Annotated in this window: 14 protein-coding genes and 3 pseudogenes; 9 read left to right on the forward strand and 8 right to left on the reverse strand. The window is 73.1% G+C overall.

What is annotated here, in order from left to right:
• Positions 1-209: 209 nt before the first annotated feature.
• Positions 210-1847, reverse strand: coding sequence for an acyl-CoA dehydrogenase family protein (locus ACFY0P_RS21450; RefSeq protein ID WP_388915180.1), 1638 nt, complete (start codon positions 1845-1847; stop codon positions 210-212).
• A 127-nt stretch (positions 1848-1974) separates the two neighbouring features.
• Between ACFY0P_RS21450 and ACFY0P_RS21455 the strand changes: the two genes are divergently transcribed.
• Both ACFY0P_RS21455 and ACFY0P_RS21460 read left to right on the forward strand, forming a co-directional pair.
• Positions 1975-3120 carry a YihY/virulence factor BrkB family protein gene (locus ACFY0P_RS21455; RefSeq protein WP_388915183.1) on the forward strand — a complete coding sequence of 382 codons (1146 nt, stop codon included), beginning with the start codon at positions 1975-1977 and terminating at the stop codon, positions 3118-3120.
• Between the two features lie 118 nt (positions 3121-3238).
• A complete protein-coding gene (locus tag ACFY0P_RS21460; RefSeq protein WP_388915186.1) occupies positions 3239-3913 on the forward strand; it encodes a helix-turn-helix domain-containing protein in 675 nt (224 codons plus the stop codon).
• Here the strand turns inward: ACFY0P_RS21460 and ACFY0P_RS21465 are convergent.
• Positions 3899-4297 carry a VOC family protein gene (locus ACFY0P_RS21465; RefSeq protein WP_388915189.1) on the reverse strand — a complete coding sequence of 133 codons (399 nt, stop codon included), beginning with the start codon at positions 4295-4297 and terminating at the stop codon, positions 3899-3901. The two genes, ACFY0P_RS21460 and ACFY0P_RS21465, sit on opposite strands and share 15 nt — an antisense overlap.
• 264 nt (positions 4298-4561) lie before the next feature.
• Between ACFY0P_RS21465 and ACFY0P_RS21470 the strand changes: the two genes are divergently transcribed.
• The 4 genes from ACFY0P_RS21470 to ACFY0P_RS21485 all read left to right on the forward strand — a co-directional run bounded on the left by ACFY0P_RS21470 (position 4562) and on the right by ACFY0P_RS21485 (position 7079).
• Positions 4562-5116 carry a membrane lipoprotein gene (locus tag ACFY0P_RS21470; protein WP_388915192.1) on the forward strand — a complete coding sequence of 185 codons (555 nt, stop codon included), beginning with the start codon at positions 4562-4564 and terminating at the stop codon, positions 5114-5116.
• A 31-nt stretch (positions 5117-5147) separates the two neighbouring features.
• Positions 5148-5798, forward strand: coding sequence for a ThuA domain-containing protein (locus ACFY0P_RS21475; protein WP_388915194.1), 651 nt, complete (start codon positions 5148-5150; stop codon positions 5796-5798).
• Between the two features lie 160 nt (positions 5799-5958).
• Positions 5959-6825 carry an oxaloacetate decarboxylase gene (locus tag ACFY0P_RS21480; protein ID WP_388915197.1) on the forward strand — a complete coding sequence of 289 codons (867 nt, stop codon included), beginning with the start codon at positions 5959-5961 and terminating at the stop codon, positions 6823-6825.
• On the forward strand, positions 6822-7079 hold the full coding sequence (locus ACFY0P_RS21485) for a hypothetical protein (protein WP_388915200.1): 258 nt from the start codon (positions 6822-6824) through the stop codon (positions 7077-7079). The genes ACFY0P_RS21480 and ACFY0P_RS21485 overlap by 4 nt, the downstream gene beginning before the upstream one ends.
• 108 nt (positions 7080-7187) lie before the next feature.
• Here the strand turns inward: ACFY0P_RS21485 and ACFY0P_RS21490 are convergent, their stop codons facing one another.
• From ACFY0P_RS21490 to ACFY0P_RS21500, 3 genes and pseudogenes are all read right to left on the reverse strand, one after another.
• Positions 7188-7394 (reverse strand): hypothetical protein, encoded by a 207-nt coding sequence (locus ACFY0P_RS21490; RefSeq protein WP_388915203.1) that lies wholly within the window; start codon positions 7392-7394, stop codon positions 7188-7190.
• A 30-nt stretch (positions 7395-7424) separates the two neighbouring features.
• The gene (locus ACFY0P_RS21495) at positions 7425-8489 is read right to left on the reverse strand and encodes a LacI family DNA-binding transcriptional regulator (protein ID WP_388915206.1); all 1065 of its coding nucleotides are present in this window, start codon (positions 8487-8489) and stop codon (positions 7425-7427) included.
• A gap of 209 nt (positions 8490-8698) precedes the next feature.
• Positions 8699-8917 (reverse strand): annotated as a pseudogene (locus ACFY0P_RS21500) (glycoside hydrolase family 43 protein); the annotation flags it as partial.
• A 16-nt stretch (positions 8918-8933) separates the two neighbouring features.
• Here ACFY0P_RS21500 and ACFY0P_RS21505 point away from each other — a divergent pair.
• A pseudogene (locus ACFY0P_RS21505) lies at positions 8934-9419 on the forward strand (cell wall anchor protein); the annotation flags it as partial.
• Between the two features lie 59 nt (positions 9420-9478).
• On the opposite strand, the gene ACFY0P_RS21510 reads toward ACFY0P_RS21505, so the two are convergent.
• The gene (locus tag ACFY0P_RS21510) at positions 9479-9691 is read right to left on the reverse strand and encodes a zinc ribbon domain-containing protein (protein WP_388915406.1); all 213 of its coding nucleotides are present in this window, start codon (positions 9689-9691) and stop codon (positions 9479-9481) included.
• Positions 9692-10009: 318 nt separating this feature from the next.
• Here ACFY0P_RS21510 and ACFY0P_RS21515 point away from each other — a divergent pair, with 318 nt between their 5' ends.
• On the forward strand, positions 10010-11587 hold the full coding sequence (locus tag ACFY0P_RS21515) for a carboxylesterase/lipase family protein (RefSeq protein WP_388915209.1): 1578 nt from the start codon (positions 10010-10012) through the stop codon (positions 11585-11587).
• Here ACFY0P_RS21515 and ACFY0P_RS21520 read toward each other — a convergent pair.
• Positions 11561-11841 (reverse strand): annotated as a pseudogene (locus ACFY0P_RS21520) (substrate-binding domain-containing protein); the annotation flags it as partial. The gene ACFY0P_RS21515 and the pseudogene ACFY0P_RS21520 sit on opposite strands and share 27 nt — an antisense overlap.
• 217 nt (positions 11842-12058) lie before the next feature.
• A complete protein-coding gene (gene mmuM, locus ACFY0P_RS21525; protein WP_388915212.1) occupies positions 12059-12976 on the reverse strand; it encodes a homocysteine S-methyltransferase in 918 nt (305 codons plus the stop codon).
• On the opposite strand from mmuM, the gene ACFY0P_RS21530 reads away from it, so the two are divergent.
• Positions 12975-13907, forward strand: coding sequence for a PhzF family phenazine biosynthesis protein (locus ACFY0P_RS21530; protein WP_388915214.1), 933 nt, complete (start codon positions 12975-12977; stop codon positions 13905-13907). The genes mmuM and ACFY0P_RS21530 overlap by 2 nt on opposite strands.
• The last annotated feature ends 2 nt before the right edge of the window (positions 13908-13909 follow it).

The following is a 13909-nucleotide window of genomic DNA, read 5'->3' on the forward strand; positions in this document are numbered from 1 at the left end:
TGATATGGGCCGAAGAGGCGGGGGTGGTGCCGTGTCGGCGCAGCACCACCCCCGCCGCAGCCTGCGGCGCCTTGGCCGTGCGCGACAGGGGGTGCGTTGTCGCGGTGTGCCGGCGGCTGACGGTTGTGGGGGTTGCTCGCGCAGTTCCTCCCCCAGCCTTCGGCCGGGGGGACCCCCGGCGCCCCTACAGGTAGGGCAGGTCCCGGATCTCAGAAGGTCACCCGGGATCGGTCCACCACCGCCGTGAGGTCCAGGCCGCCCGGCAGCGTGCCGAAGGTCGAGCCCCAGTCGTTGCCCAGCCGCGACGCGCAGAAGGCGTCCGCGACCTCCGGCGGGGCGAAGCGGACCAACAGGGAGCCCTGGAGGACCGTCGCCAGGCGTTCCACGAGCCGGCGGGCGCGGGACTCCATGCCCTCCAGGTCGGCCAGTTCGGAGAAGAGGTCCTTGACCGCGCGGTCCAGGCGGTGGTCGGCGCCGTGGGCGCGGCCGATCTCCCGGAGGTAGGCGTCCAGTGCGCCCGGCTCGCGTTGCAGCGCGCGGAGCACGTCCAGGGCCTGGATGTTGCCCGCGCCCTCCCAGACCGAGTTGAGCGGGGACTCGCGGACCAGCCGGGGCAGACCCGACTCCTCCACGTAGCCGTTGCCGCCCAGGCACTCGGCGGCCTCCACGACGAGCGGCGCGCAGCGCTTGGTCACCCAGTACTTGGCGGCCGGCAACGCCAGCCGCAGCAAGGCCCGTTCCGACTCGCTCCCGTCGTCGTAGGCGGCGGCGAGCCGCAGCGCGAGGGTGGTCGCCGCCTCCGACTCGATCGCGAGGTCGGCCAGGACGTTGCGCATCAGCGGCTGGTCGGCGAGCTTCGTGCCGAAGGCCTCGCGGTGCGTGGCGTGGTGCACGGCCTGCGCCACCGCCTGCCGCATCAGTCCCGCCGAGCCGAGGACGCAGTCCAGCCGGGTCGCGGCGACCATCTCGATGATGGTCCGCACCCCGCGCCCCTCCTCGCCCACCCGCCGGGCCCAGGTCCCGTCGAACTCGACCTCGCCCGACGCGTTGGACCGGTTGCCGAGCTTGTCCTTGAGCCGCTGGAGGAGGAAGACGTTGCGGGTGCCGTCCGCCAGGACGCGCGGCACGAGAAAACAGGTGAGGCCGTCCGGTGCCTGGGCCAGCACCAGGAAGCCGTCCGACATCGGAGCCGAGCAGAACCACTTGTGCCCGGTCAGGGCGTACGTCCCGGCCTCGGCGAGCGGGGCGGCGGCGGTCGTGTTCGCCCGTACGTCGCTGCCGCCCTGCTTTTCCGTCATGCCCATGCCGAAGAGGGCGCCCGCCTTCCGTGTGGCGGGCCGCAGCTCTCGGTCGTAGATCACCGAGGTCAGCAGCGGCTCCCACGCGGCGGCCAGCTCCGGATCGGTGCGCAGCGCGGGTACCGCCGCGTTGGTCATCGACAGCGGGCAGCAGTTGCCGGCCTCCACCTGGGTCCAGACCAGGAAGGCGGCGGCCCGCCGGACGTGCCCGGCCGGTCGCACCCAGCCGGTGGTCAGGCCCGCGCCGACGCCCTTGCCGAGCAGCCGGTGCCAGGCGGGATGGAACTCGACCTCGTCGATCCGGTGGCCGTAGCGGTCGTGGGTGCGCAGCCGCGGCGGGTGCTCGTTCGCCTGTGCCCCCCACTCCTGCACCTGCCCCGAGCCGGCCGAGACGCCGATCTCCGACAGCTCGGCGCGCACCTCGTCGAGCAGCTCCGGGTCGGTGTGCCGCTCGACGGCCTCGACCAGCGCCCGGTCGGCACCGAACAGGTCGTACCCGACCAGCGGGGGCGGCTGGTTGGTCACGGTGTGCGTGGTGTTGCCTGCCATGTCAGCGAACCTACCCGGGAAGGCGGCGATGGCATCCAGCCTGACACAACGGCCCCGCTCACCGCCCCCGCCCCGGCCGGAGCCCCGGGAGGTGAGGACGGCCCCGGACGGCGGATACCGTTAGGGCGTGCAGCCAGCAAGCGATACCCCCGAGCGGCCCTCCGGCCGGCTCCACCGGGCCAGAGCTCTCTACCGGAACGTCTCCAAGCGCAGGACGGCCTGGCTGCTGCTCAAGGACACCGTCAATTCCTGCATGGAGTACCGCATCCTCGGCCTCGCCGCCGAGGCCGCCTTCTTCACCCTGCTGTCCGTCCCGCCGCTGCTGCTCAGCCTCATCGGACTGCTCGGCTACGTCGACGCCTGGACCGGCGCCGACACCATCGCCAGCCTGGAGAGCAACCTGCTGGAGGCCTCCCGCACGGTCCTGTCGGACAAGGGCGTCAAGGAGATCGCCGAGCCGATCCTGCACGACGTGATGCGGGGCGGCCGCCCCGACGTCATCTCCATCGGCTTCCTGTTCGCCCTGTGGTCGGGTTCCCGCGCGGTGAACGTCTTCATCGACACGATCACCGTGATGTACGGCCTCGACGGCGTCCGGGGCATCGTGAAGACCCGGATCGTCTCCTTCCTGCTCTTCATCGCCGCGCTGCTGATCGGCTCGGTCGCGCTCCCGCTGATGGTGGCCGGGCCGGACGCGGTGGTCGGGATCGTGCCGTGGTCGGAGACGCTCGTCCAGGTCCTGTACTGGCCGGTCGTGATCGTCCTGTCCATCGTCTTCCTGACCACGCTCTACCACGTCTCCGTGCCGGTGCGCTCGCCGTGGATCGAGGACGTGCCCGGCGCCCTGGTCGCCCTGGCCATGTGGGTCCTCGGCAGCTTCCTGCTGCGCATCTACCTGACCAACACCATCGAGGGCGCGACGATCTACGGCTCCCTCGCCGCGTCCGTCGCCGTGCTGCTCTGGATCGGCGTGTCGGCCTTCGCCGTGCTGGTCGGCGCCGCCGTGAACGCCGCGATCGACCGGGTCTGGCCGGCCGCCGCGACGGCCGCGGCGCGCGCCGCCAACGAGCGGCTGCGGGAGGCCCAGGTCGCCGAGTACGTGGCCCGCGCGTCCGCGGCGGCCCGCGAGACGGGCCCGGACGACCCCGACGACCCGGACATGCCGTCGGAGTTCCCGGAGCGCTGGTCCCGGTTCCTGCCGCCGGAGGACGTCACGTCGCGGTTGCGGGCGCATGTGAAGAGCAGCCATCCGCATCACAAGCCGGAGGCCTGAGGGCCGACGCCGGGTTCGGTTCGGGGGATCGCTTTGTCGGCGGGGTGAGGGCGCGTCGTCGTCGCCCGCGCAGCTCCTCCCCCAGCCCCCCTGAAGGGGCGCGTCTACGCTGGCGTCCGTGTACAAGGAACGGGCGTCCCGGCTCCCCGGTGCGGTCGTCTGGGTGAACGCGCCCGGCGAGGGTGGCGCCGGGCGGGTGCTGCCCGACGGCTGTATGGATCTGCTCTGGCACGACGGGCGGCTGCTGGTCGCCGGGCCTGATACGCGCGGGTACGTCACCGGGGGCGGCGGAGGCGGATGGACGGGCCTCCGTCTCTATCCCGGTACCGCGCCCACCCTCCTCGGCGTGCCGGCGTACGCACTGCTCGATCAGCGGGTCGAGCTGAGTGACCTGTGGCCGGCCGGGGAGGTGCGGCGGCTGCGGGACCGGGTCGCGGGTGCGGGTGATCCGGCCGCCGCACTGGAGGAGATCGCTCTGGAGCGGGTCGTCCCGCCCGATCCGCCGCTGCGGCGGCTCGTCGAAGCCCTGGACGCCGGGTGGCCCGTGGCGGCGGTCGCCGACGAACTCGGTCTTGGTGCACGCCAGTTGCACCGCCGAAGTCGTGCCGCCTTCGGCTACGGGCCCAAGACGCTCGCCCGGGTGCTGCGGATGCAGCGGGCGCTCGCGCTCGCCCGGGCCGGGGTTCCGCTCGCGGAGACGGCGGTCCGGGCGGGGTACGCGGATCAGCCGCATCTCTCCCGGGACGTACGGGAGCTGGCGGGGCTGCCGCTGAGCGGACTACTCGGCGGGTAGCGGGGCGAAGAGGTCGACGCCGTTGCCGTCGGGGTCGTGGACCGTGGCGTACCGCTGGCCCCAGAACGCGTCCCAGGGCTTGAGCTCGCCGTGGTACCCGGCGCCGACCAGGTCGTCGTAGAGCGCGTCGACCGCGGCGGGGGAGTCGCAGCGGAAGGCGAGTGACACGCGGCCGCCGTCGGCCGGCGGGCGCCAGGCCGGGTGGAAGGAGCGGATCGTCTCCTCCGTGTCCAGGGCCAGGGTGAGCCCGCCGGGCAACTCCGCCTCGACGTGCGGCTGTTCCTCGGCGCCGGGCGGGAAGACCAGGCCGAGACGGCGGTAGAAGGCGAGGGAGGCGGCCAGGTCGGAGGTGACGAGACCGAGCACCGCGAATCGTGGAGTCATGCCCTCACCGTAGGCGGCGGCCCGTCGCCGGTCTTGAAGGAATCGGACACCCGGTTCGGTGGAAGGTCACCGGGCCGTGCGGGGTGCCGACGGTGAAGGAGAGCGACACCGGACCCTCGGAGCGGGCCAGGTCCGTGCCCAGGCCCGCGAGCAGAGGGCGGAGTTCCACGGGGTCGGGGGCGGTCGCCGGCACCGCGGGCAGCGGGGTGGCGGCCCGCCGGAAAACCGGTCCCCTGTGGAACGCCTGTGCGGCACCATGGGCGCATGATCCGTGCCGTGCGCGTCCTGCCGCCTCTGCTCCTCGCCGCCGCCCTGCTCACCGGGTGCGGCACCGAGAAGGCGGGACCCGGCGCCTCCGGGGATTCCGGTGCCCCCGCCGACCCGGCCGAACTGGCCTCCAAGGCCTCGGCGTTGGGGATGGCCCCGGAGATGGTCTACGTCACCGACGCGCCGGGCTTCACCCTCGCCCAGCAGTCCGTCGGCGTGCAGGGCGACGACGGCTTCTCCGCCTCTTACGCGGACAAGGCCGGCGCCGTCATCCACCTCTACACCGACCACCTGCGCTACGCCGGGCAGCACAGGTACGAGGTGTCGGAGAAGGGCTGCGTGGTGTGGCTGGAGGGTGAGGGCGGGGTCTCCGACGCGGTGCTGGCCAAGGCGCTGCGCGCCGTCCACCGCCCCACCGCCGCCGAACTCGACACCCTGCTGCCCACCCCCGACCCGGCCTTCACCGACGACCAGCCGGTGCAGCGCGGCGACCTGCCGACCAACGGCGACGGCGGGCCGCCCGACAACAGCGTGCCGACGCCGGGCCTTTGAGCCGGCCCCGGCCGTGGGCGATCATGCGGGCATGGCCCCCCGACTGCTCGTCCACACCCGCACCACCGGCTACCGCCACGACTCCATCCCCGACGCCGTCGCCGCCGTACGGGAGTTCACCGGTGTCGACGTCGACGCCACCGAGGACCCGGCCGCCCTCGAGCAGCCCCTGGACGGGTACGCGGCCGTCGTCCTCCTCTCCACCAGCGGCGAGATCCTGACCCGGGCGGGGCGGGCGCGGCTCGCCGCCTACGTGGAGGCGGGCGGCGGCTTCGCCGGCGTGCACGCGGCGGCCTGCACCGAGTACGACTGGCCGTACTACGGCGAACTCCTCGGCGCCCGCTTCGACCGCCACCCGCAGTACCAGCCCGGCCGGGCGCTCGTCGAGGACCACGACCACCCCGCCACCCGGCACCTGCCCGCCGTCTGGGACTTCGCCGACGAGTGGTACGACTTCCGCGACAACCCGCGCGGCCGGGTCCGGGTCCTGCTGCGCGCCGACGAGACGTCGTACGACGGCGGCGGGATGGGGGACGACCATCCGCTGGCCTGGTGCCGCGAGCAGGGGGCCGGACGGGTGTTCTACACCGCCCTCGGTCACGCCCGGGAGGCCTATCGGGATTCCGGCTTCCTGGCCCACCTGTACGGGGGTGTCGCCTGGGCCGCACGACTGGTCCAGTGACGTTTCTCCGGTGAACCGGATCCGCCATTGGGGTGAGTAAAGGTCGCGCACGGAGATAGTCACGTGCGTATCTAGAGATGCTCTTGTCTTGGCAAAGGGCTGTAGAGACGCGGAGGCCGTTCGTGCCGTCGCGCCACCCACCCACAGGAGGAGCCGGACCTTGACTTACGGGAAGAAGCTGCGCGAGCAGATCGCCGGGCCGGGGACCACCCCGCTGATCGGCGTGTACGACATGTACTCGGCGTCGATCGCGGCCAAACACTACGACGGGATGTTCGTCTCGGGCTTCGGCTTCGCCGCCTCGTACTACGGCCTGCCGGACATCGGGTTCATCGCCTGGCCCGACATGGTGGCCTTCGTCCAGCGGCTGCGGGGCGCGTTCCCGCACCACCATCTCCTCGTCGACATCGACGACGGGTACGTCGACCCCGAGGTCGCCTGCCACGTCGTGGAGGGGCTGGAGCGGATCGGCGCCTCCGGGGTGATCCTGGAGGACCAGAAGCGGCCGCGCCGGTGCGGGCACGCCGACGGCAAGCAGGTGCTGCCGCTGGAGGAGTACCTGGAGAAACTGGAGAAGGTCCTGGCGACCCGCCAGGACCTGGTGGTCGTGGCCCGCACGGACGCCACCGACGAGCACGACATCCTGCACCGCGCGGAGCGGCTCGCCGCCACCGACGCCGACGTGGTCCTCGTCGACGGGGTGCGCAGCGAGGAGTGGATCCGTCGGATCCGCAAGGTCGTAGGCGACAAACCGCTGCTCTTCAACCAGATCGCCGGCGGCAAGTCGCCCCGCCTCTCGCTCACCGAGCTGGACGACCTCGGCGTCGACGTCGCGATCTACTCCACGCCCTGTCTGTTCGCCGCGCACGAGGCGATGGACTCGGCGCTGAGCGAGCTGAAGTCCGCGGACGGCCGACTGCCGTCGGTCGACGCGGCCGGCGGCGTGGGTGTCAAGGCCTCCACCACCCTGCTGGAGCGCAACATCGCCCGGGAACGGCTCGACGAGCCCGAGGGCGTGGGCGTGTGACGGACACGGGGGTGCGGCTGCGGGCGGCCGTGGTGGTCGCCGCAGCCCTGCTGGCCGGAGGCGCGGCACCGGCCTGTGCCGGCGGGAGCCTGATCACCGTGCTCGACAACTCCCACGCGGACTCCATCCTGGAGGTGGACCGCACGGCCAACATCCAGGCCGGGAGAGGAACGGCAGGCAGCGACCACGACGGCAGCGCCGTGGACGCGATCCAGGCGTTGCTGGGAGAGCCGCGTCAGAACGACGACGACTGAGCGGCCGGCCGGACCGGCCGCGCGAGCCGGCCGGGGCCGGATCGGCCGGTGGGGAGCTGCGGGACCGTTGTGTCCGGTCGCGCAGCTCCCGCGCCCCTTTGGGGCGCCTCAGTCCTCGTTCAGGTCCGGCTGACCGTTCTCGTCCAGTTCCACGTCCTCCTTCGGGTCGTGTTCGTCGGTCGGGGTCGCGGCCACCGTGGCGTGGTGCTGGGCCGGGGCGACCGTCAGGGTCGTGGCCCGGGCGGTGCCCAAGGCCGTGGTCACGGCGGCTGCGGCCAGAGCACAGGCCGCAGCGGTGCGCAGAGTGAGTTTCATGCCCTGGAAACGATCTTGATGAGGGTGCGGTCACCGACGTACGGCCGAACGGGCCGCCGGCGCCGCCGTGCTCGCCCGCTCCACCAGCCGGGTCGACAGCTCCGTCCGGGTGCCCTCCGGACGGTCCCCGTGCATCATCCGTACCAGCAGCCGCAGGGCGGTCGCGGACATCTCCGCAAGGGGCTGGCGGACCGTGGTCAGCGCCGGGGTCCCCCAGCGCGCCTCGGGCAGATCGTCGAAGCCGACCACGCTGATGTCCGCCGGCACCCGCAGCCCGCGTTCGGCCAGTGCCGTGTAGACCCCGAGCGCCATCCGGTCCGAGCAGACGAACACGGCGGTCGGCGGCTCCGGCAGGTCCAGCAGTTCGTGCATACGCTGCCGGGCCGTGTCCTCGTCGAAGCCCGCGTGCCGGACGTACTCGCCGCGATGGCGCAGCCCCGCCGAGGCGAGCGCCGAGCGGTAGCCGGCCGTCCGGGCGCCGCTGCACATCCGGCGCCGGTTGCCGGCGATCACCGCGATCCGCTCATGGCCGAGGGCGAGCAGGTGCTCTGTCGCGGTGACCCCGCCCTGCCAGTTCGCCGCCCCGACGGAGACCACGCCCGCCGGGGGTTCGTGGACCGGGTCGATCAGTACGTACGGGATGCGGTGGTGGTCCAGCCAGGCGTACTGCGCCGCGGTCAGCTCGGCCAGGTCGAACAGCACCCCGGAGGAACCGCGTGCGGTGAGCTTGTCCAGCCAGCCGCGCTCCGGGCGGCCGGACCGTGTCCGCCCCGGCCCCGCCGACACGATGACCTCCAGACCCGCCTCGTACGCCGCCTCCTCCACCCCGTGCAGCACGGCGCCCGACCACGAGCTGTCCAGCGCCTGCACGACCAGGTCGATCAACGTGGGGGACTTCGTCGCGTCGAACCGCGGTCTGCGGACGTAGCCGAGCCGTTCGAGGGCCTCGGTGACCCGGCGGCGGGTCTCGGGGGCCACGTCGTCACGGCCGTTCACCACCTTCGACGCGGTCGGCACGGAGACGCCCGCCTCGCGGGCCACCACCGCCAGCGTCGGACCGGTCGCCGCCACGCTCGTACCTCCGGCACGGACCATGGGGAACCCGCCTCTCCGGCCCGCCCTTGGGCCAACGAAAGTAACGAAAGTTGCGACCAACGCTGCTTCCGCGGTCTGCTTGCAAGCCATGCAGTAAGCGCTTCCTACGATAGGTGCGCGTCAACACGACGTGAAGACCTGGGAATTCGCGGGATCTCCGCATACGGGACTTTCGAAACCTCGAACAGGGCGGGTCGGAGTTTGCGGGGTTATGCCGGTGTGCAGGTGACTCGGAAGTCCGTGAAGTCCGCGGTGAAGGAGGCGTCGACGAGGTCCACGGCGTGGATCGCGGCCATGGCGCCGGTGAAGCGGAGACGGGTGCCGTGGTCGTCGGAGAGGCGAGTGAAGTCGAGGGGCGGGCCGATGGGCCGGCGGGGGCCGTCGGCCGCGTACCAGAAGCGGGCGTCGGTGCGGTGCACTGTGACGCCGAGGGTGAGGGGGCTGGTGGCGTCGACTTCCTATACGGCTGCGCGGCGGGCCTCGTTCTCGTCCCGGGTGGAGGTCGGCGGCACCGAGGCCGACGCCGCGTGCGCCGCCGCCATCCTCAACGCCTGGTCGACGACGCTGACCACGGTCACCGGAAACGCCGACCGGTTCCTCGCGGCCGGCCTCTACGTCTGGCCGTTCGCCAACGCGTGCGAGCTGATGCGCGACTACGACGGCTTCGACCTCGCCGCCGCCCAGGAGATGCTGGCCAACGTCTTCCCCCCGCTCAACAACAGCTTCCCGACCAACCACCACGACACCTGCATCACCAACTACTGGGCCAACTGGGACCTGTGCACGATGGCCTCGGTCCTGGCCATCGGGATCCTCAACGAGGACGGCGCCAAGTACGACCAGGCCGTCTACTTCAAGTCGGGTGCGGGCAACGGCTCGATCGAGCACGCCGTGCCCTACCTGTACACCGACTCCGACGGCTACGCCCTCGACTTGCTCCTCGGGCTGAAGCCCGAGGATTCTGGCCTTCTCGACCGGAGGCTGTGCCGCTACGCGGCACGGTTTCCAGTCGAGAATCCGTGGCTTCCTGTTTCCTCGCGCTGTGCCGGGATCGCTCCCGGTCTCACCGGCGCTCTGCAGGCTGATACCGCCAGTCCGGCGGCCGTCTTCACGTTGAGTGCGGCGTTGTGGTCCCGGTCGTGGACGGTGCCGCAGGCCCTACAGGTCCATTCCCGCACGTGCAGGGGTTTGGGCCCGTCCACGGCGCCACAGGTGGAGCAGATCTGGGAGGTCGGTTCGAACCGGCCGATCTGCCGTCAGCTCCGGCACTCCCTGATCAGCCCGTGGCTCCAGCGACATCTCTCTCGGCCTTCCCACCCACAACAGGGGAGACCAACGACCCAGGCCTGCTCGAATCACGCATTCCTCAACAGAGTCCTGAAGGCCGGAGCACTGCGAATGAATCCCGGTAGCCGCCCGTAGCCGCCCGACCGCCGTGTGTGCCGGAATACGGGGAGCAGATGTGATGCTCTTGGCGTACCGGCGTACCGGCACGCGCGGCGGGAGGAGCTGGTGGGCGGATGACGGCGGACCGAACGGGCCCGAAGGATCTCGACGGGCCGATGGAGCCTGTGGCCGGCACCCCCTACGGGGCGGTACGCGGCAGGTGGGAGGACGGGGTCGCCGTCTTCCGCGGTATCCCCTACGCCGCCCCGCCCTTCGGGGAACACCGGTTCCGTCCGCCCGTGCCGCCCGAGCCCTGGAACGGCGTCCGGGACGCGGGCGCGTTCGGGCCGACGGCACCCAAACCGCCGTACTCGCAGGCGTTCGCGCAGTATCTGTCCGACCCGGTGATCCCCGGCGACGACTGCCTCAACCTCAACGTGTGGACCCCGGAGCCGGGCCCCGGTGCCCGGCTCCCGGTCCTGGTCTGGCTGCACGGCGGTGCCCTGACCAGGGGATCCTCGGCCGTACCGGTGTACGACGGGCACGCGTTCGCCAGGGACGGAGTCGTCCTCGTCTCGGTGAACTACCGCCTGGGCGTGGAGGGCTACGGCCTGTTCCCCGAGACCCCGCCCAACCCCGGCCTGCGCGACCAACTCGCCGCCCTGCGCTGGGTCCACGAGACCATCGCGGCCTTCGGCGGCGACCCGGCCCGCATCACCCTCTGCGGCCAGTCCGCAGGCGCCATCAGCACCGGCGTCCTGCTCGCCGCCCCCCAGACCCAGGGCCTGATCCGCCGCGCCGTCCTGCAGAGCGGCCCGCCCGAGGCCGCGGAACGCGACAAGGTACGGCGCATGGTCCGCCGGATGGCCAGCCGCCTCAGGATCCCCGCCACCGCCCGCGCCTTCGCCGAGGTCGACCGCGAGCTGCTGCTGCGCACCCAGGCCGAGGTGGGCCGGCTCGGCAGCCCCGTCCTCGGCGGCCCCGCCTTCGGGATCGTCGTCGACGGCGACCTCGTCCCGCGTGACCCGCTCCAGGCCCTCCTCGACGGCGAGGCGGCCCACGGCGTCGACCTCCTGATGGGCTGGACCCGCGACGAGTACCGGCTCTGGCTGGTCCCCGGCGGCCTCATCGACCACGTCGAGCGGCTCGGCCCGGTCTCCTTCGCCGGTGCCATGGCCCGCTGCCGCGTCGGCCACGAGGTGCCGCGCGGCTACCGCAGCCTGCATCCCGAGGCCGGCCCCGCCGAGACCGTCGGCCAGATGGTCACCGACCACCTGCTCCGCCTCCCGCTGCACCGGCTGGCCGAGGCCCGCCCCGGCTCCTCCTACCTCTACGAGTTCGCCTGGCCCTCCAACCGCCCCGGTCTCGGCGCATGTCACGCCCTCGAACTGGGCTTCGTGTTCGACACCGGGGAGGACCCCGACTCGGCCCGGCTGGCGGGCGCGGGCGCCCCGCAGGAGCTGGCCGACGCGATGCACGGCGCCTGGGTCCGCTTCGCCACGACCGGCGACCCCGGCTGGGAGGCCTGGGACGACACCCACCCGGTCCGTGTCATCGGCGACGGCGAGCCCCGTACCGTGTCCGGCCCCCGGGACGCGGAGTTCGCCCTCTGGGCACCCGGCGCACCTCCGCCGCACCCCGAACGAACGCCCGAGCTGGCCCTGGCGGTACGCCGGCTGCGCCGCTCAGTGGCCGCCGTACGGCGCCACTGAGTCCCGTACGACCACGTGCGTGCCGAGCAGCAGGTGCTCGTCGGCCGACTCCCCGCGGTGCCCGAGCGCGGTCCGCACGGCGAGCCGCCCGAGCTCCTCGTAGGGCACGTGCACGGTGGTCAGGGCGGGTGCAGATCACGGGCGAACGGCATGTCGTCGTACCCGGCCAGCGACACGTCCCCCGGCACCGTCAGGCCCGCCTCGTGCAGGGCGGTCAGCGCGCCCGCCGCCACCATGTCGGTGGCGGCGACCACCGTGCACGCGCGGCGACGTCCCGTATGGTGCTCCGCCCCGCCTCTTCGCTCTTCCTGGTCAACCCCACCCCAGCCAACCGGTTCCGAGGGGACACTAGCGCCCCCGTAGGGGCACTGGGGGTACTCCCGGCCGAAGGCCGGGGGAGGAACTGCGCGACCAGCCCAGAACGACCCGCAGTCGCGTACCGGCAGAACCCCTCCGGCGAACAGGCGACCCTCAAACCACCCGGGCAATCCCGGCGATGGCCTCCGGCCCCACCCGGCAGCACCCCCCGATCAACCGGGCCCCCGCCTCCCGCCACCCCGCCACCTGCCCGGCGTCGAACAGGGACCGCCCCGTCCACGCCCGAGCCTCCGCGTCCCACACCTCCCCGCTGTTGGGATAGACGACCACCGGCTTCCCCGTCACCCGCGCCGCCACCTCCACCGCACGGTCGACGTCCTCCGGCGCGCAGCAGTTCACCCCCACGGCGATCACCTCGTCCACGGCGGCGGCCAGGGCGAACGCCTCCTCCAGCGGCTGCCCCGCCCTCGTCCGCCCGCCCGCCACGCTGTACGACAGCCAGGCCGGTACCCCCAGCCCCCGGACCGCCCGCAGCAACGCGGCCGCCTCGTCCGCGTCCGGCACGGTCTCCAGCGCCAGCACATCCGGCCCCGCCCCGGCCAGCACCTCGAGCCGAGGCCGGTGGAACCGTTCCAGCTCGTCGACGCTCAGCCCGTACCGCCCCCGGTACTCGGAGCCGTCGGCCAGCATCGCCCCGTACGGCCCGACCGACGCGGCCACCCACAACGGCCGTACGATCCCTTCCTCCCGCGCCCGCCGTACCGCGTCGCGCCCCAGCTCCACGCTCAGCGCGAGCAGCCGGGCGGCCTCCTCGTGCGGGATCCCGCGCTTGCCGAAGCCCTCGAACGTGGCCTGGTAGCTGGCGGTGATCGCGACGTCGGCGCCCGCCCTGAAGTACGCGAGGTGCGCGTCGGTGACCGCGTCGGGCCGGTCGGCCAGCAGCCGCGCCGACCACAGCTCGTCGCTCAGGTCGTGCCCGGCGGACGCCAGCTGGTTGGACATGCCACCGTCGAGCACCACCGTCCCGGCGGCGAGGGCGTCGGCGAGGCTGGGGGAGTTGTCGCTGGTCATGCCCCCGACGCTAGTCGACCCGGCACCGGAACCGCCATGGCTGCCCGCGCCCGACGGCGCCAAGGCCGCCTCCTCTACGCTCGGTCCCGTGACCCTCACCATCGTCCGTGCCTGCCTGCGCGACGGCCGCGGGGGCAGCCCCACCGCGGTCCTGGACGACACACCGCTCACCGACGACGAACGCCGCGAGGTACCCGTCCGTGCCGGTACGTCCCACGCCGTGTTCCTCTCGGCGGACCGGGACGGCGGTGGGGTCGCGCTGCGCTTCTTCACCGCCGAGGGCGAACTCCCCGGCTGCGGCCACGGCACGATCGCGGCGCTGGCCGTCCTCGCCGCCCGCTACGGCACCCACGAGGTCACCCTGCGGACCCGGGGCGGCACCCTCGAAGGCCGCGCGATCCGGCACGAGGACGACGACGGCCGCCTGGAGGCCTGGTTCGCACCGGGCCGGGTCGGCCTGCGCGCCCCCGAGGCCGGTGAACACGACGAAGTCCTGGCCGCCCTGGGCATCGCCGGGCCCTCGCCCGGCTGTGTCGTCGCCGCCCTGGGACGGCCCCGGCTCCTCGTCCCGCTGCCCACCCGGTCCGCGGTCTCCGCCCTGGCCCCGGATCTCGGCCGCCTCCGCACCGCCTGCGACCGACTGGCCCTGCTGGGCTGCTACCTCTACTCGGCCCCGACTCCCGAAGGACGGGTGACGGCCCGCATGTTCGCCCCGTCGATCGGTGTCCCGGAAGACATCGCCAACGCCAACAGCACGGCCTGCCTGGCCGCCCACCTCGCCCGCGAGGGCCTGCGGAGCGTCACCGCCGACATGGGCGACCCACTCGGCACTCCGGCGACGATCAGAGCCGTCGCACGCCACGAGACGGACGGCCCGGCGCTCCTCGTGGGCGGCGCGGCGGAGATCACCCGCGACCTGGCGCCGGGTTAGGC

The organism is Streptomyces sp. NPDC001714 (assembly GCF_042892755.1).
In the GTDB taxonomy this organism is placed as follows: domain Bacteria; phylum Actinomycetota; class Actinomycetes; order Streptomycetales; family Streptomycetaceae; genus Streptomyces.